The organism is Achromobacter sp., from assembly GCF_032113835.1.
Taxonomy (GTDB): Bacteria; Pseudomonadota; Gammaproteobacteria; order Burkholderiales; family Burkholderiaceae_B; genus Achromobacter.
The window spans coordinates 20,552-37,269 of sequence record NZ_DAMCTG010000017.1; the positions used below are offsets into that span (position 1 = coordinate 20,552).

Consider the following 16,718-nt stretch of genomic DNA (forward strand, 5'->3'; position numbering starts at 1 on the left):
CAGGAGTAGCATCGATACCCTGTCAGCCCTGAGGAGCGCTTTCTTGTCCGCGAAAACCGATTTTCCAGATGGCCTGGCCCGTTGCGGCTGGGTGGACACGTCGGCCGAATACATGGCCTATCACGACACCGAATGGGGCCGCCCCGAAGGCGACGATCGCGCGCTGTTCGAACAGCTCTGCCTTGAAGGTTTCCAGTCCGGTCTCAGTTGGCGCACCATCCTGAACAAGCGCGAGGCCTTCCGCCGCGGCTTTGCCAACTTCGACCCCGCCAAGCTCGCCACCTTTGGCGAACCGCAAGTCCAGGCGCTGCTGGCGGATGCGGGCATCGTGCGCCACCGCGGCAAGATTGAAGCCATGATCAACAACGCGGCCCGCGCGTTGGAAATGATCGACCGCGAAGGATCGTTGGCCGCGTATTTCTGGCGCTTCGAGGCGCCGCCTTCCAAGGTGTCGACCTACGGCGCGTCAACGTCCGAACAGTCCGAGGCCCTGTCCAAGGCGCTCAAGAAGCTGGGCTGGAAGTTCGTGGGGCCCACCACGGTGTACGCCTTCATGCAGTCCGTGGGCATGGTCAACGACCACAGCCCGGGTTGCCATTGCCACGCGATCATCGAGAAAAAGCGCAAGGCGTTTGTGCGACCGTCTGTGTGACCGTCCGTGCGGCCTTCCGTGCGGCCGGCGGGCTGACGCCTTGTGCTAAACGGCGCGCGTCAGGTTGCGCGGCCGTTCTCCGGCCCGGTCTGCACCGGCGCCTGCCCCGGCAGGCTGTAGCGCCCCTCGCGGTAAGCCCAGCTCGGCCACAGCGCATGCGCCAGCGCCTCGGTTGCCAGTTCGGGGTTCAGCGGCGCGGGGGCGTAGTCCTCGGGCGCGGTGTAGCGATATTGCACCGCTGTCTTATTGGGCGCCAGCACCAGCAGGTCGTCGCCTTTCAGATATCCGTAGGTGCTGTCGTACTGCATGATCGCGCGACCGGGCGTGCTGCGCGTGAGGTCGTGGCCGATCATCGGGTGTTCGGTATCCACGCCGATCAGCGACAGCAGCGTCGGCGGCAGGTCGATCTGGCTGATCAGGCGGTCGTCGCGGCGCGCCTCGATGCCGGCGCCCAGGATCACGGCCGGAATATGAAAGTGGCGCACCGGCACCAGGCTGGCGCCAAACACGCGCGAGTCGTGGTCAGCAGCCACCAGGAACACCGTGTTTTCCCAATACGGCGACGCCTTGGCCTTTTCGAAGAAGCGGCCCAGCGCCCAGTCGGCGTATCGCACCGTGTTCTCGACCGTGGCGGGATTGCCGTCGGTCTCGATACGGCCCGCCGGGTACTCCCACGGCGTGTGGTTGGACACGCTGAAGGCCAGCGTGAAGGTCGGCTGGTCGCCGTCCTCGCGCAGCAGGCGGTCCAGCTGGTTGAACATGTCCTCATCCGAGGCGCCCCACGTGCCGACGAACGCCGGGTCGACAAAATCGGCCCGGTCGACGATCTGCTTGAAGCCGTTGCCCAGGAAGAAGCCCTTCATGTTGTCGAAGTGCGACTCGCCGCCATAGATGAAGCGCGAGTGATAACCGTGGCGCCCCAGCAGATCCGCCAGCGAGAAGAACCCGCGCTGCGAACGCGGCAGCTTCAGCACCGCCTGCGCGGGCGTCGGCAGAAAGCCGGTGGTGACGGCTTCCAGGCCGCGTACCGAGCGGGTGCCGGTGGCGTAGGCGCGCGTGAAGGTCCAGGCCTCGCGCGCCAGCGCATCCAGTTCCGGCGTCAGGTTGGCGCCGCCCAGCGCTGCGCTGTACTGCGCGCCCAGGCTTTCTTCAAGAATGATGACCAGGTTGAGCGGGCGATGCGTCTTGCGCGTGGCAGGCTGGCTGTGAAGGCTGGGATAGTCGGGATTCGGCGGCGGATACGGCAGCCCCGACTGCGCCAGCACCAGCGCGTGCATCTTGTCGTCGTCCATGCCGCCGTACACGGCGGATGCCGACTTTTCGTTCTTCATGCTGTAGACCGCGTAGAACACGTTGTACAGCGAGTTCAACGCCAGAGTATTGAGCATGCCGTCGGCGCAGTAGGCCACCGAAGACGGGTTGATGGGACGGTGGCCCAGTGTGCCGCGGATGGCCAGGATCACCACCGCCAGGATCGCCACGCTGGCAAGCGGCATCTGCCACCACGTCAGCGGCGCATCGGGACGCGCATGGCCCAGCAGGGTCCAGGCGGCCCAGCCGATGAGCGCCAGCGCGACCAGGCCGCCCAGCAGGGCGCCCTTGTACCCGCGCCACAGCATCCCGGAAACCTCGCGCGGATGCTTCAGGTATTCCACGAACAGGCGGTTGGGGCGGGAGTCGTATTCGATGATGAAGGGCGGCGTCGCCACTTCCAGAAACGCCAGCAGCACGAACGCCACCAGATACCAGATGGCGGCGATGTCCGCCGCCACGGGGATGTGGCCGAACAGCGGCGACAGCACGGCAGGCAGCGCCGCCAGCACCGCGATCTGATGCGCGTCGATGCGCAGCCCCTGCAGCAGCAGGGGCGCAAGACCGCCGGCATTGCGCACGCGCTGCCATTGCCACAGGGCAAGCGCCAGGCGGCTGAGCGTCAGCAGCGCGAACGCCGCCAACACGAAAATCAAGGTTGAATGCCGCATCGGGCCTCCAGGTTGTCCTGCTTCACCGCCGGGCGCGGGCGGATCCGGTCATTTGGCATTGGAACCGAGCCGGCGTCAAAAATTCTGTGAAGGCGTGCTATACGGCTGCTTTTCGCCGTCCTCAGTCGTCTCTCTTTGTAACGGTCACGACGGAGACGGGCACGTGTCTTGCTGCGCAGCCCGGCGGGCATTCGTGCCGATGCCGTATTTGCAAGGCGCGGCTACCCGGAAAAATCCGCACACATTATGGCGTCGTTCCGTCCGATCGTCGCTGCAGGCCGCGATACCCTGGGGTAGTCAGTCCGGCCAGTGGTATACGGCCGGCAGCCAAGCCAAGGATAGTAACCATGACGCGCACAAGAAAAATAGCGATCGGGATTGTAGGGGGCATTGCCCTGGTAGTGGCGGTATTGGTGATCGTGATCGCCACCTTCGACTGGAACCGGGCCAAGCCCATGATCAATGAACGGGCCTCCGCCGCCATGGGCCGCCCCTTTGCGATCAACGGCGACCTGAGCGTGCGATGGCAGCGCGAGCCCGGCGAGAGCGGCTTGCGGTCCTGGGTCCCCTGGCCGCGCGTGGTGGCCAACGACATCTCGATCGCCAATGCGGAGTGGGGCAAGGCGCCGCATTTCGCCACGCTCAAGCGCGCGGAATTCAGCCTGTCGCCCTTGCCGCTGCTGGCGCAGCACGTCGTCATCCGGCACATTCAATTGACCGAACCGGCCGCCGACCTGGAACGGCTGGCCGACGGCCGCGCCAACTGGGTCTTCACCCTGCCGGAATCGGGCGAGCCGTCGCCCTGGGTGCTGGACATCAACGAGATCGGATTCGACAAGGGCCGCGTCGGCTATGCCGACGAAATGCTCAAGGCCGACCTGACGGTGCTGGTCGACCCGCTGGGCAAGCCCGTGCCGTTTGCTGACGTGACGGGTAAATCTTTCGTGCCTGAAGACGGTACCGCCCCGGCGCCGCGCGACTACGTGTTCGGCTGGAAGGTCGACGGCAAGTACAAAGGGCTGGCCACCAAGGGCGAGGGCAAGGTCGGCGGCATGCTGGCCATGAAGGACCCCAAGCAGCCGTTCCCCTTGCAGGCCGACGTGTCCATCGGCGGCACGCGCGCATCGGTCGCCGGCACGCTGACCGATCCCGTGAATCTGGGTGCGCTGGATCTGCACCTGAAACTGTCCGGCTCGTCCATGGCGCAGCTCTATCCGCTGACCGGCGTGACGCTGCCCGACACGCCGCCCTACAGCACCGACGGCCATCTGGTGGCCAAGCTGCAGAACCCCGGCGGCGCGGTGTTCGACTACAAGAACTTCAACGGCAAGGTCGGCGACAGCGACCTGCATGGCGACATCACCTTCGCGTTGGGAGCGCCCCGGCCAAAGCTGACCGGCAAGCTGTCGTCCAAGCTCTTGCAAATGGCCGACCTGGGTCCGCTGATCGGCGTGCCGTCCGGCGGCGGGTCGAAGGCGGCGGTGGACAAATCCAAGGACGCGCCCGCCAAGCCCAAGGGCGGCAAGGTCCTGCCCACGCAGGAGTTCCGCACGGACCGCTGGCGCGACATGGACGCGGACGTTTCGCTGGACGCCGCGCGCATCGTCCATGACAGCAAGCTGCCGCTGTCCAAACTGTCGGTGCACGTCATCCTGCAGGACGGCAAGCTCACGCTGGATCCGCTGCGCTTCGGCATGGCCGGCGGCACCATGAACGCCACCGCGCGTCTGGACGGCTCGCGTGCGCCGCTTACCGGCCGCATCGACATGCACGCGCGCCGGCTGCAACTCAAGCAGCTCTTCCCCGCGACCGAAGCCATGCAGAAGACGCTGGGCGAACTGAACGGCGACCTGGCGATCAGCGGCACCGGCAACTCCGTGGCGGCCTTGCTGGGCTCGGCGACGGGCGACGTCAAGATGCTGGTCAACGACGGCGTGATCAGCCGCAGCCTGATGGAGCTTGCCGGGCTGAACGTCGCCAACTACGTGGTCTCCAAGCTGTTCGGCGACGACGAAGTGAAGATCAATTGCGGCGCGGCGGACCTGGAATTGAAAAGCGGCGTGATGACGCCGCGCATCTTCGTTTTCGACACCGACAACGCGTTGATCACGATCACCGGCTCGGCCAACTTCAAGGACGAGACGATGGATCTCGACATCGATCCCGACAGCAAGGGCTTCCGCATCTTCTCGTTGCGCTCGCCGCTGTATGTGCGCGGCACGTTTGGATCGCCTGACGTGGGCGTGCATGTCGCTCCGCTGGCGGCGCGTGGCGCGGGCATGGTCGCGCTCGGCGTGCTGCTGACGCCCGCGGCCGGGCTGCTGGCGCTGATCGCGCCCAGCGCCAATGACGACAATGCGTGCGGGCCGCTGCTGGAGCAGATGCGCAAGCCGCCGAAGGCGCCGGCGCCGGCCAAGAAGTAGACGGTCAGCCTCCGGGCATCAGCCGGAAGCCGTCGGGCGCGGTCTCGTCGGCCGCGCACACCACATCGCGGCCATGGTTCTTGGCGTAGTAGAGCGCCTGGTCCGCGCGCTCGAACACCGCTTCAAGCGTGGCGCCCTGTTCCGGATAATGCGCCACGCCGGCCGAGATGGTGATGGGGGCGGGCAGCGGCGTCGCCTCCGGCGAGGCCAGCCGCGTGCGCAGCCGCTGCGCAATCGCGATGGCCGCCGCCATGCTGGCGCCCGGCAGCAGCATCACAAATTCTTCGCCACCCGGCCGCGTCAGCACGTCGCCGCTGCGCGACCCTTCGCGCATCACGCCGGCCAGCGCCTGCAAAGCCTGATCGCCCGCCGCGTGGCCGTAACGATCATTGATGCGCTTGAAGTGATCGATATCGATCGCCACGATGGCCACCGGCGTGCCCTCCGTTCCCAGCAGCGCCAGCGCCTCGTCCATGCCGCGGCGGTTCAGCAACCCGGTCAGCGTATCGGTCGTGTTTTCGCGGCGCAGGTCGCTGAGCTTGTGATGAAACGACGCCAGCCCCATCAGCAGCGCGCGCCGCAGTTGCGCGGCCTCGAAATACCACGAGCGCACGGCGCGGATGCGGTCCGCGGCATCCGGGTCCTGCATGCGCTTGGCAATGCTGGCCATCTGCCCCAACGGGCGCGCGATCCAGCGCGACAGCAGCCAGATCAACGCCACCGACAGCAGCAGCAAGGGCAGGGTGTTGCGGGCGGTGGCCATCAACAGGTCCGCCAACGGCGCCAGCGTGCTGTCCACCGGCCGCTGCGCGATGATGCTCCAGCCGGTGCTGGGCACGGGCGCAAACCCGGCCAGCATGTCGCGGCCTTCGCTATCGATAAAGCGCCGCTCGCCAGTCTCACCGCGCCGCGCCGAGGCAAAGGCTTCGTTGTCGGGTGCCGGCTTGCCCAGCTGGGCGCTGTTGGGGTGGTAGATCAGCGTGCCCTTGCGGTCGATGACATAGAGAAAGGAATCGTCGCGGTAGAAATGCTGGTCCAGCAGACGATCCAGCACGTTGTCCTCGTGCAGGTACAGCGATCCCGCGATGAACCCCAGATAGCGGAAATCGCGGGAATAGATGGGTTGGGTGTAGAGAATCTGCCAACGGCCGTTGCTGGCCTGAAACGGCTCGCTGATCGTCGGCTGCCGGGCGGCAAGCGCCTGCTTGACCGCGTCGCTGACCAACTGGTGCCCCAGCAGTTGCGGATACGACGGCGACACCGCCAGCACCTTGCCTTGGGGTGACGAGACAAAGCTGGAATTGAAAAGTCCCAGCTGCTGCTCCTGCCGCCGCGTTTCCTCGGCCATGCGTTCGGGCTGGCTTTCCATGTAGGCCAGTTCATCGGCGCTGTAGGAAAGATAGCGATGGATGTCGTTCAGCAACGCATCGGTGGTCAGCGCCAGCTTGGACGCATAGATGCGGTTCGTGTCCATGGCATTGCGCAGCAGCAGACCGCGCTGCACCAGATAGCTGGCATGCAGACCGCCGGCAAGCACCACGACGACCGACAGCAGGCTGATCCACAGGATGAGACGCCGCAGGTCGACGCGGAACATGACGGTATCCGTCAGTTGCGGGCGCGGCCCGGTGGCACGCCGGAGGGCGGCGGGGCGTCGCAGATCAGGGCGTCCCACGCACGCATCGCCTGCCGCGCCACGGCCTGCAAGGTCTTGCGGCTGGCGCCGTCGCGCGCCTGGATGGACATGCCATGCAGCACCGTCGTGTAGAACGCGGCCAGTCCCTTCAGGTCTACGCCGGCGGGCAACTCGCCTTGCGAGGCGCCGGCGTTCAAGCGCGCGAGGATGCGGCTTTGCATCTCGCGGCGATTGTCTCCCAGGAAATCCCCCACGCCGGGCTGGTTGTCGCACCCGGCCGGTGCGCCCAGCACGATCATGCAACCGGGTGGCAGGCCGGGGGCGGTGAAACGTTCGGCCGAAGCCAGCAGCATCGCCTGCACCGCGTCGCGCGCCGTCGGCGCCGCCAGCAGCGCGCGCCGCGCCGAGCCGCCCTCGGTCTCGCGGTAGAGCTCGACGGCTTCGCGAAAGAGCCCTTCTTTGGAGCCGAAAGCGCCATAGAGACTGGGCGAGTTGATGCCCATCGCCTCCGTCAGATCGGTCAGCGATGCCCCTTCATATCCCTTCGACCAGAAAACTTCCATGGCCTTCTGCAAGGCCTGGGCACGGTCGAAGCTTCGCGGGCGCCCACGTTCAGCCATGCCCGCGATTTTACTCGCGCCGCCTATTTTGTGTTGATCGATAAAAAATTGTTGACCGCATCGCAAGGGCGCGGCGATGATATTTGTACCGATCACTACAAAACGAGGTTGACCATGCAGAACTTGAACGGAAAAGTGGCGTTCGTCACGGGCGGCAGCCGAGGCATCGGCGCCGCCATTGTCCGGCGCCTCGCCGCCGACGGCGCGGACGTCGCCTTCACCTATGTCAGCGCATCGTCCGCCGCCCCGGCCCAGGCGCTGGTGCAGGAACTGACGTCGCAGGGCCGCCGCGCCAAAGCCATCCAGGCCGATTCCGCGGACGCCGCCGCGGTCAAACGCGCGGTCGAAGACACCATCCGCGAACTCGGTCCCGTCGACGTGCTGGTCAACAACGCCGGCATTTTTCTGGCTGGGCATGTCGCGGACACCAGCCTGGACGACTACGAGCGGACGATGGACATCAACGTGCGCGCGCCTTTTGTTGCCATCCAGGCGGCGCAGGCCTCGATGCCGGATGGCGGCCGCATCATCAACATCGGCAGTTGCCTGGCCCCTCGCGCCGGCCGCGCGGGCGTTGCGCTGTATGCCGCCAGCAAATCTGCATTGGTCGGACTGACGCAGGGTTTGGCGCGCGATTTGGGGTCTCGTGGGATTACGGTGAACGTCGTGCATCCGGGGCCCATCGACACTGACATGAACCCGGCCGATGGCGACCGTGCTGCTGACCTGGTGGCCGTGTTGTCCTTGCCTCACTATGGCGAAGCGCGTGACATCGCGGGGATGGTCGCGTTTTTGGCAGGACCGGAAGGGCGCTACGTCACGGGCGCGAGCTTGGCGGTCGATGGCGGGTACGCGGCGTGAAAGTGGATGCCTTCAAAACTTTTTCGCCACCCGACTTGCACAAACAAAAAAAGCCCCATATAATCTTTCTTCTTCGCGGCACACACATAACGAAACGCTACAGCGGCAACGCAGCAGCAGATCAAAGTGAGTGACTTGCAGGGCTGTTAGCTCAGTTGGTAGAGCAGCGGACTCTTAATCCGTAGGTCGAGTGTTCGAGCCACTCACAGCCCACCAGAATTCTTTGGCGGTACTTCTAGCAGTAACCCCAGCAGTACCCCAGCGCTTAGCCCACCGGAAACGGTGGGCTTTTTGCTTTCCGGCTGTTTGGCCGCAGTGCTAACGTATTCCGGTTTCGTTTCCTCAGCCTGCGAGGCGCATCCCGCCAATCGGCTCAGGAACCGCATGAAGGACGATGCATGTACGACATCATTGGCGACATCCACGGTGAAGACCTGAAGCTCGAGGGGCTGCTGCGTTGTCTCGGCTATGTGCCGGCGGGCAAAGGCTACAAAGCCCCCCAAGGCCGGCAGGCAATATTCCTTGGCGACCTGGTTGATCGAGGCGCGGGGCAGCGCCGTGTCCTGGAAATCGTCCGCGCCATGATGGATGACGGTCAGGCGTTGTGCGTCATGGGCAACCACGAATTCAACGCCATCGGCTATGCCATCGAAGACCCTCACCATCCCGGCGAGTTCCTGCGGCCCAATCGTGGCGACTCGGCGACGTGCCGAAAGAACCGCAAGCAGCACGGCGCCTTCATCAATCAAATTGGTGAAGGCAGCCCGGAGCATGCCGCGTGGGTCGCCTGGTTTCGCGAATTGCCGCCTTGCATGGACTTGGGCGGGATTCGCGTGGCACATGCGTGCTGGGACGACCGTGCCGTCAAAGCGTTGACCGACGCGGGTTGGGCGCCTGGCAAGTCATTGGATGACGCCATGCTGGTGGCCACGCATCAAAAGGGCTCGGATCTGGAGCAAGCCAGGAAGCTGCTCACGTCAGGAATGGAATTGGCGTTGCCTGACGGCCGCTACATCGAGGACAAGGAAGGGCACCGCCATCGCCAGGTGCGGCTAGCCAACTGGCGCGATTGGGCGAATGCCTTGCATGAGGTCGCCTTGGTGCCGGCGGGCCAGGAGGAGCAGATTCGCGGTCTGGCATTGCCCGAGGGTTTTTCCAGGACGCCCATCACCGGCGCGCCCGTTTTCATCGGCCACCATTGGTTCAAGGGGCAGCCGAAAATCGAGAGCGGGAAGCTCGCCTGCCTGGACTGGTCGGCCGCGGCCGGCGGTCCGCTGGTGGCGTACCGCTGGGATGGCGAGGACACGCTGTCCAATGACAAGCTGGTCTGGGAAAGGGAATAGCGCCGCGACGGCCTTCACGCCATGATCCGCAGCGCCGTCTCGATCCCGAACGTTTGTGCAAACTGCAGCGCCGCCATCGGCTTTCCGAACAGATACCCCTGACCCTCTTCGCAATGCTCGGCCTGCAGCCGTTCGCGTTGCGCATCGGTTTCGATGCCTTCGGCGATGGTGTTCAGGTCAAAGCTGCGCGCCACGTCCAGAATGGCGCGGACCACCGTGGCGTCCTGGTTGGACTCCAGAATTCCGCTGACGAACGAGCGGTCGATCTTGATGCGGGTGATCGGATGCGTCTTCAAAAGACTGAGCGACGCATACCCCGTGCCGAAGTCGTCGAACGAAATACCCACGCCCTGAGCGCGCAGGCGCTGCAGCGTTTCCAGCACCGTGTCGTCGCCGTTCAGCACGATGTTCTCGGTGATCTCCAGTTCCAGCGCCTCGGGCGGCAGGCCATGCCGGGCAAGCGTTTGCGCGACCTCGGCGGCCAGGTCGCCTTCCCGGAATTGCACGCCGAAGAGGTTCACGGCGATGCGGAAATCGTGCAGGCCGCTGCGTCGCCAGAACGCGGCCTGACTGCACGCTTCGTTCATCACCCATGAGCCGACCGTACCCGCCAAGGGGCCGCCTTCCAGCGATGGCAGAAAGACGCCCGGCGCCAGCAGGCCCAATTGGGGATGGCGCCATCGCAGCAGCGCCTCGGCGCCGGTCAGTGCGCCGGTCGCCAGATTGATCTGCGGCTGATAGAAGAGCAGGAATTCGCCTTTGGCGACCGCGCGGTGCAGTTCCATGCCGTACAGGCGCCGCGCCACGGCTTCCAGACGCAGGTTGGGGGCGAACACAAAGATGCGGCCGCGGCCGACGGCCTTTGCTTTGACCAATGCGAGATCGGCGTTGCCCACCAGTTCCAGCGCCTCGTGCGCATGCAGCGGGGCCAGAGCCACGCCGCAGCTCGCGGTCAGGCGCAGCTCCTGTCCCTGGATCGAAATGGGTTCGGCAATGCGCGCCAACGCCTGTTGCGCCAGTTCCGTCGCCTGCTTCAGGTCGCCGACCTCGAACTGCAGGATGGCGAATTCGTCGCTGCCCAGGCGTGCAACCGTGTCGCACGGACCCGCGATGCCGTCCAGGCGCGCCGCGAGTTCCCGCAGGATCGCGTCGCCGACCGCATGGCCCATCGTGTCGTTGATGTCCTTAAAGCCGTCCAGGTCCAGCATCAGGATGGCGGCGGCACACGGATGCGCCAGCACTTCCTCCACGCGCCGGTAAAACACCCCGCGGTTGGCCAGGCCCGTCAGCGGGTCGAAACCGGTAAGTTTGCGCGCGTCGTCGTCATGGCGCGTGTGGGGGTGGGCGGGGCCGGGCCGTTGCGCGGGTGCCCGCTTCGTCTTCGGTCCGGACGCTGGCAGCTTGGCCCGCGCGCGGGCGCGTTCGGCGCTGACTTCGACACGGCGCAGTTCCAGCCGGTCGGACGCCATGCGGGCCAGCTCGCGCAGGCGTTCCTTGTCGTCGTCGCTGAAATCGGCGTGGGGTTTGGTGTCAATGACGCACAGCGCGCCCAGCGGATGGCCTTCCGGGGAATTCAGCGAAACGCCGGCATAGAACCGGATGCTGGCCGGACCCGAGACGAGCGGATTGTCGTGGAAGCGTTCATCCAGGCGCGCATCCGGCACGACCATGACGTCGTCCTGCAAGACCGCATGGGCGCAGAAAGAGACGTCACGGCGCATGTCGGTGTCGCCGACACCTATGCTGGCCGCGAAAAACACATGATCGCTGCCGACCATGTTGATGGCGGACACCGGCATGTTGAACATGCGCGATGCAATGCGCACGACCGGGTCCAGGCTGGGCAGCGGATGCTGCGGGTCCAGCCCGTATTCCGACAGGGCGTGCAGCCTCTCGGTTTCGGTCGCCAAAGGTGGGGGGCATTTCATCTACAGCCTCCTTTCTATTTCTCCTTGTGCTGCGCCGTCTGGTTCCCCCGGCGTTTCGCGGTCAAGCCGCGAAACTGCCCACCGCTTTGCCGCGCCGCCATTGCTGGCTACGCGATGGGGCGATGTCGCCGATTTGTGATGCGTTACCGCGAAACCGACGCCACATTTGCCGGAGGCGTCGGCGGAAGAACCAGTATCGAAGTGTGGCGCGGCTGAAAAGTTTTGGAAGACAAATCTGTAACTGACTATTCCGACGTGTGAATTTATCCCACGAGCCTTCGTTTTTCCAGTGGGGAAATGCGCGTGCGGACGCGCGCAACGCCAGCGGGACACGTCGTGAGCCCGCCCGCGAAACGCCACCCGCGTTACACGAGCTACGCGTCAAAAGCATGTCCAGACACTAAATATCGACCAATTTCTTGCGCGGAAAGTTTTCAGCTCGCATTCATCGTTGCGTCATACGCGGCAAACAGAATGCGGGCCTCGAACAGCTTCCACGGGAAAGAGGAAAAATGAAGCACTGGAATCGGAAGGCGCTCGCGTGCGCAGTGATGAGCGCAATGGCGCTGCTTGCCGGCTGCGGCGGCGACAACGACAACGACAGCGACCACGAAACGCCGCCAGTCACCGAACCTCCCGTGCAGGCCCGTCCGCTGGAACTGACGATCCTTCACATCAATGACCATCACTCCACGCTGGACGGCAAGGACCGGACGCTGACCCTGAAGAACGCGGCCGGGACCGATACCGAAGTGACCGTGTCCGCCGCCGGCATGCCGCGCGTGAAGGCCGCCATCGACCAGCTGGCCGCGAATTCGCCGAACGTGCTCAAGCTGCACGCGGGCGACGCGCAGACCGGCACGCTGTACTTCAACCGCGCCGGCGAGCCGGGCGAGGCCGATGCCACCCTGATGAACACGGTCTGCTTCGATGCGATGGCCGTGGGCAACCACGAGTTCGACAAGGGCGACGACGGCCTGAAGCGCTTTGTCGACTTCCTGCACGCGGGCGCCTGCCAGACGCCGGTCCTGAGCGCGAATGTCAACTTCGGTGCGACTTCGCCGCTCAAGGGCACCGACCTGATCAAGCCCGCCATCGTGGTGGAACGCGATGCCCAGAAGATCGGCATCGTCGGCCTGACGATCGCCAGCAAGACCAAGGAATCGTCCAGCCCCAACGCGGATACGACGTTCACGGACGAAGCCGTGGCCGCGCAGGCGCAGATCGACGCGCTGCGCGCCAATGGCGTCAACAAGGTCATCCTGCTGAGCCACATCGGCTACGGCTACGACAAGGATGTGATTGCCAAGCTGAGCGGCGTCGACGTGGTGGTGGGCGGCGATTCGCACACGCTGCTGGGTCCCGATTCGATGAAGACGATGGCCGTCGGCACGCCGGGCGGCGCCTATCCGACCCGTCTGGCCGACAAGGACGGCAAGCCGGTCTGCCTGGTGCAGGCCTGGGAATACTCGCAAGTCGTGGGTGAACTGAAGGTCAGCTTCGATGCCAACGGCGACGTGACGAACTGCGCCGGCACGCCCCATGTGCTGATCGACACCGATTACCGCGTCAAGGCGGGCAGTGCGCTGGTTGCGGCCTCCGATGCCGATCGCACCGCCTTCAAGGCCGCTGTCGCGGCCAGCGGCTTCCTGCGCGAGCAGACGCCGGACGCCACGGCGCTGTCGGTGTTGCAGCCCTTCAAGGACAAGATCGACATCTTCAGCAAGACCAACGTCGCCCAGGTGCCGCTGGAACTGTGCTTCCGCCGCATTCCGGGTCCCACCCCCACCAGCAATGCGGCCAGCCCCGCTTGCGAAAGCGAAGGCAACGTCGCCCTGCGCGGCGGCGACATCCAGCAGATGGTGGCGCAAGCCTACCTGGACGTGGCCAACGCCCAATACGGCGGCGCCGACATGACCCTGCAAAGCGGTGGCGGTGTGCGCCGCGCGCTGAACGGCACCGTGACGGCGGCCGACGTGATCGCCGTCGTGCCCTTCGGCAACATGCTGTGGCGCCTGGATCTGACCGCCGCCGAGGTCAAGTCCATGATCGAGGATGGTCTGGACGCGACGTACAAGCCGGGCGGCAAGGACGGTCCTTACCCGTACGCGGCCGGCCTGCGCTGGGACGTGACCGCCTCGAATGCGAAGGGCAGCCGCGCCAGCAACTTCCAGTACCTGGATCAGGCCACCAGCACGTGGCTGCCGCTCGATAACGCGCGCACCTATCGCCTGTTCGTGCTGAGCTTCAATGCCACCGGCGGCGACGGCTACACGACCCTGGCCAATGTGCCGGCCGAGCGCCGTTCCGACATCGGCGTGCTGGACGCGGACGTGTTCCAGGCCTACATCGATATGCAGACCAAGGATCTGGGCACCGGCCTGCCGGTTCTGAATCGTATCGACGGCAACCTGTACAGCACGCACAACTGGCAGCCGTAATCGTCAATCCGGCAGGCCGGAACTCCGGTCCTGCCGTGTCCGTGGGCGGGTTCCCGATGTGGGGATCCGCCCTCGCTCGTTTTGAAGACGCGCTCGGCCTCGCGCAAGGCGCGCGGACCCATCGCTCAACCGTATTCCAGTTGATAGAAATGCTGGCTGGCGATCAGCGTGGCGCCGCAGGACGTGCGCATGCCTTCCAGGGCGGTGAGGCGGTCCGAGCCGACGTTCTGTACGCCTTCAACGATGGTGTGGGTGTCGCCGCATTTGGGGCAGGTGACCCGGTCGCCGACGCGGGCCATCGGCTGCCCGAAGATGACGACGGTTTCGTCGCCGGTCACGACGACGCCGCCGTGCGACGTTTTATCGCCCTTGCGGATGACGGAGCGTTGGGACATGTTGCGCGCCAGGTATGGGTTTAAAGCCAGGAATGGGTTTACAGATACGTGCCGTCCGGCGCCAGCCGGGCGGGGCCGACGACGAAGGTGCCGTCTGGCGCCATGCGCACGGGCCCGCCGCCGCCTTTGTAGCTGCCGTCGGGGGCGCGTTGCGGCGTGCCGGCCACGTAGGTGCCGTCCGGGGCGCGGGTGATGGGGCCTTCTCCGCCGACAATGGTGCCGTCGGGCGCGCGGCGCGGGGCGCCGGCGATGAAGTGCCCGTCGGGCAACATGCGGATCGATTTCGTCGTCATGAGTGCTCCTTGATCGGAGCGCAAATCATAGCGAAGCATCGTGACGCGCTTTGTAATAGGACGTGTCATCTTTGAACGTCCTGCGTAAACGGTTGTGGGATGATTTGCGCCTACTTACATATGCTCCGCGCCCATGACCGACATCAACGCCCTGTTGCTTCCGATCCCCGGCGACGCGCCTTGCGGCGTCGACCTGGTGTTTTCGCCCGAGTTCGACGCGATCCGCGAGGCGCGCCGGCATGACGATCCCCAGCTCGACCAGGGCGATTGGGTCATCGACCTGAAAGAGGCCGATTGGCCCGAGGTGGCACGCATCTGCACCACGGTGCTGCGCGAACGCAGCAAGGACATCCGCATCGCGTCGTGGCTGGCGGAAGCCTGGGCCAAGACGCGCGGGTTCGCGGGGCTGCGTGACGGTTATCTGCTTATCGATGGGCTGTGCCGGGATTACTGGGAAGGCCTGCATCCCGTGCCGGAAGATGGCGACGTGCAGCAGCGCGTGGGCAATCTGGCCTGGCTGCTGTCGCGCTCGCAGCAGCTCATCGGCGAGATTCCGCTGACTCAGGCCGATGGCGCGCGTTATGGCGCGGTGCTCTGGGAGGCGGCGAGCCAGTTGGCCAATGCCGTCAAGCGGACGCCGGACAATGCCAATGAACTCACGCGCGGCAAATTGACGCTGGACCGCTTCGACGCCGCGCGGCGCGATACGCCGCCGTCGTTCTATTCCGAGCTGGACACGCAGCTCGAAGGTTGTTCGCAGGCGCTGGCGCAGCTGGAGCGCACGCTGGACGAGCGCCTGGGCGACGAGAGCCCGGCTTTTTCCCGCGTGCGCGACTCGCTGCGCAATGTCACGGAACTGGTGCACCGCTTTGCGCGCGACGCGGGCCTGCTGGTCCGTGCCGACCTGGCGGCCCCGGCGTCACCCGTGGCGCCCGCGCCCGCCGTTCCTGTTCGAGTGGAGCCCACCTTGCCCCCCGCCGATCACTTTCCCGCTGTCGATACGCCCGCGCCCGGCGCCGCGCCTGCCGCCGTGCGCGGACCCATCCAGACCCGCGAACAGGCGCTGGCGCAATTGCGCGAGGTGGCCGATTTCTTTCGCCGCACCGAGCCGCATAGTCCGGTCGCCTACCTGGCCGACAAAGCCGCAAGCTGGGGCGAGATGTCGTTGCACCTGTGGCTGCGCACGGTGGTCAAGAACGACGAGGCCCTGTCGGGCCTGGAAGAACTGCTCGGCATCAAGAAGGCCGGCGAGGGCAGCTGAGGCTGCCCGCAGGTCGCGGACCAAACGCGGCCTTAGCGCGGACGAAGCGCGGCTTGAGCGCGCCCCAAGCGCGGCCCTAACCCGGCTCTAACGCGCCGCGCGGAACTCGATGCGCCGGTTCTTCGCGCGGCCTTCCGGCGTGGCGTTGGTGGCCACCGGCTGGTCGGGGCCGGCGCCCATGGCCTCAAAGCGCGATGTCGGCAATCCCTTATCGACCAGATAGTCGCGCACCGCGTCCGCGCGCGCCTGGCTGAGCGCCAGGTTGGTGCTGCGGCTGCCTGAGCTGTCGGTGTGGCCGATGATCTGGATCTTGTCGGCGCGCAGTTTCGGCACCGCGTCGGCCACGCGGTCCAGCAGCTCTCGGCCGCGTGCGGTCAGGCGCGTGCTGCCCGTCTCGAACTCCACCACGCGATTGCTGAGCAGGTTGTCCAGCACGTCCTGCTCGTCCTTGTCCGCCGACACGCGCAGGCCGTTGACGATCTTGTAGGTGGGATTGAGCGAGGTCGCGAAGGTGCTGGCGATCTGCTGGCGCGAGGCTTCGTTGTCCACCTCGCCGCGCAGCCGGATCTGCGTGCCGTCGATCTCCAGCTGTCCGCGGTTGATCTGCTTGAGCGGGCTGTCCAGCAGCTTGCCGACGTGTTGCGACCAGTTCGGCGGAGCGACCACGCCGCCCACGTCGATGCGGTCGATCACGTTGCCCACGCCATATACCTTTTGCAGCCGCTGCAGCACGTCGGCCTTGGTCGCCTCGTCGGGCACCGCGCCGCTGGCGACCACCTGGCCGGGCTGGGGGATGACATTGGCGGGAACGACCGTCGCCGCGTCCTGGGCATGCGCCGCCCAGGAGCAGGCCGCGGCCAGGACCAGAGTGAGTGTGCGCATG

General features: G+C 65.7%; 13 protein-coding genes and 1 tRNA gene. 7 read left to right on the forward strand and 7 right to left on the reverse strand.

What is annotated here, in order from left to right; genetic code table 11:
• Window positions 1–43 precede the first annotated feature (43 nt).
• Window positions 44–652 (forward strand): DNA-3-methyladenine glycosylase I, encoded by a 609-nt coding sequence (locus tag RT697_RS09090; protein WP_313698281.1) that lies wholly within the window; start codon window positions 44–46, stop codon window positions 650–652.
• Between the two features lie 59 nt (window positions 653–711).
• Here the strand turns inward: RT697_RS09090 and RT697_RS09095 are convergent, their stop codons facing one another.
• Window positions 712–2,634, reverse strand: coding sequence for an LTA synthase family protein (locus RT697_RS09095; RefSeq protein WP_313698283.1), 1,923 nt, complete (start codon window positions 2,632–2,634; stop codon window positions 712–714).
• A gap of 347 nt (window positions 2,635–2,981) precedes the next feature.
• Between RT697_RS09095 and RT697_RS09100 the strand changes: the two genes are divergently transcribed.
• Complete coding sequence (locus RT697_RS09100; RefSeq protein ID WP_313698285.1) at window positions 2,982–5,057, forward strand: AsmA family protein; 2,076 nt, start codon at window positions 2,982–2,984, stop codon at window positions 5,055–5,057.
• A 4-nt stretch (window positions 5,058–5,061) separates the two neighbouring features.
• Here RT697_RS09100 and RT697_RS09105 read toward each other — a convergent pair whose 3' ends face one another.
• Entirely contained in the window at window positions 5,062–6,654 is a 1,593-nt protein-coding gene (locus RT697_RS09105; RefSeq protein ID WP_313698287.1) for a sensor domain-containing diguanylate cyclase, read from the reverse strand.
• 11 nt (window positions 6,655–6,665) lie between these two features.
• Window positions 6,666–7,313, reverse strand: coding sequence for a TetR/AcrR family transcriptional regulator (locus tag RT697_RS09110; RefSeq protein ID WP_313698289.1), 648 nt, complete (start codon window positions 7,311–7,313; stop codon window positions 6,666–6,668).
• A 114-nt stretch (window positions 7,314–7,427) separates the two neighbouring features.
• On the opposite strand from RT697_RS09110, the gene RT697_RS09115 reads away from it, so the two are divergent.
• The 3 genes from RT697_RS09115 (at window position 7,428) to RT697_RS09125 (ending at window position 9,517) form a co-directional block, all read left to right on the forward strand.
• Complete coding sequence (locus RT697_RS09115; RefSeq protein ID WP_313698291.1) at window positions 7,428–8,174, forward strand: 3-oxoacyl-ACP reductase family protein; 747 nt, start codon at window positions 7,428–7,430, stop codon at window positions 8,172–8,174.
• Window positions 8,175–8,314: 140 nt separating this feature from the next.
• Window positions 8,315–8,390 (forward strand) — tRNA-Lys (locus RT697_RS09120).
• 182 nt (window positions 8,391–8,572) lie between these two features.
• A complete protein-coding gene (locus RT697_RS09125) occupies window positions 8,573–9,517 on the forward strand; it encodes a metallophosphoesterase (RefSeq protein ID WP_313698293.1) in 945 nt (314 codons plus the stop codon).
• A gap of 14 nt (window positions 9,518–9,531) precedes the next feature.
• On the opposite strand, the gene RT697_RS09130 is transcribed toward RT697_RS09125, so the two are convergent.
• Window positions 9,532–11,445: a sensor domain-containing phosphodiesterase gene (locus RT697_RS09130; RefSeq protein ID WP_313698295.1), complete on the reverse strand. Its 1,914-nt coding sequence runs from the start codon at window positions 11,443–11,445 to the stop codon at window positions 9,532–9,534.
• A gap of 512 nt (window positions 11,446–11,957) precedes the next feature.
• On the opposite strand from RT697_RS09130, the gene RT697_RS09135 reads away from it, so the two are divergent.
• Window positions 11,958–13,886: a bifunctional metallophosphatase/5'-nucleotidase gene (locus RT697_RS09135; protein WP_313698296.1), complete on the forward strand. Its 1,929-nt coding sequence runs from the start codon at window positions 11,958–11,960 to the stop codon at window positions 13,884–13,886.
• 125 nt (window positions 13,887–14,011) lie between these two features.
• Here RT697_RS09135 and RT697_RS09140 read toward each other — a convergent pair whose 3' ends face one another.
• Together RT697_RS09140 and RT697_RS09145 are read right to left on the reverse strand one after the other, a co-directional pair.
• A complete protein-coding gene (locus RT697_RS09140) occupies window positions 14,012–14,281 on the reverse strand; it encodes a PAAR domain-containing protein (protein ID WP_105237403.1) in 270 nt (89 codons plus the stop codon).
• 38 nt (window positions 14,282–14,319) lie between these two features.
• Entirely contained in the window at window positions 14,320–14,574 is a 255-nt protein-coding gene (locus RT697_RS09145; protein ID WP_255596194.1) for a hypothetical protein, read from the reverse strand.
• Between the two features lie 133 nt (window positions 14,575–14,707).
• Here RT697_RS09145 and tssA point away from each other — a divergent pair, with 133 nt between their 5' ends.
• Window positions 14,708–15,835 (forward strand): type VI secretion system protein TssA, encoded by a 1,128-nt coding sequence (gene tssA / locus RT697_RS09150; protein WP_313698300.1) that lies wholly within the window; start codon window positions 14,708–14,710, stop codon window positions 15,833–15,835.
• A gap of 87 nt (window positions 15,836–15,922) precedes the next feature.
• Here the strand turns inward: tssA and RT697_RS09155 are convergent, their stop codons facing one another.
• On the reverse strand, window positions 15,923–16,717 hold the full coding sequence (locus tag RT697_RS09155; RefSeq protein ID WP_105237406.1) for an OmpA family protein: 795 nt from the start codon (window positions 16,715–16,717) through the stop codon (window positions 15,923–15,925).
• Between the last annotated feature and the right edge of the window lies 1 nt (window position 16,718).

Coding starts and splice junctions, on each gene's coding strand:
- RT697_RS09155 (WP_105237406.1), bottom strand. CDS start 16,717: ATGCGCACACTCACTCTGGTCCTGGCCGCGGCCTGCTCCTGGGCGGCG.
- tssA (WP_313698300.1), top strand. CDS start 14,708: ATGACCGACATCAACGCCCTGTTGCTTCCGATCCCCGGCGACGCGCCT.
- RT697_RS09100 (WP_313698285.1), top strand. CDS start 2,982: ATGACGCGCACAAGAAAAATAGCGATCGGGATTGTAGGGGGCATTGCC.
- RT697_RS09125 (WP_313698293.1), top strand. CDS start 8,573: ATGTACGACATCATTGGCGACATCCACGGTGAAGACCTGAAGCTCGAG.
- RT697_RS09130 (WP_313698295.1), bottom strand. CDS start 11,445: ATGAAATGCCCCCCACCTTTGGCGACCGAAACCGAGAGGCTGCACGCC.
- RT697_RS09110 (WP_313698289.1), bottom strand. CDS start 7,313: ATGGCTGAACGTGGGCGCCCGCGAAGCTTCGACCGTGCCCAGGCCTTG.
- RT697_RS09095 (WP_313698283.1), bottom strand. CDS start 2,634: ATGCGGCATTCAACCTTGATTTTCGTGTTGGCGGCGTTCGCGCTGCTG.
- RT697_RS09145 (WP_255596194.1), bottom strand. CDS start 14,574: ATGACGACGAAATCGATCCGCATGTTGCCCGACGGGCACTTCATCGCC.
- RT697_RS09115 (WP_313698291.1), top strand. CDS start 7,428: ATGCAGAACTTGAACGGAAAAGTGGCGTTCGTCACGGGCGGCAGCCGA.
- RT697_RS09135 (WP_313698296.1), top strand. CDS start 11,958: ATGAAGCACTGGAATCGGAAGGCGCTCGCGTGCGCAGTGATGAGCGCA.
- RT697_RS09140 (WP_105237403.1), bottom strand. CDS start 14,281: ATGTCCCAACGCTCCGTCATCCGCAAGGGCGATAAAACGTCGCACGGC.
- RT697_RS09105 (WP_313698287.1), bottom strand. CDS start 6,654: ATGTTCCGCGTCGACCTGCGGCGTCTCATCCTGTGGATCAGCCTGCTG.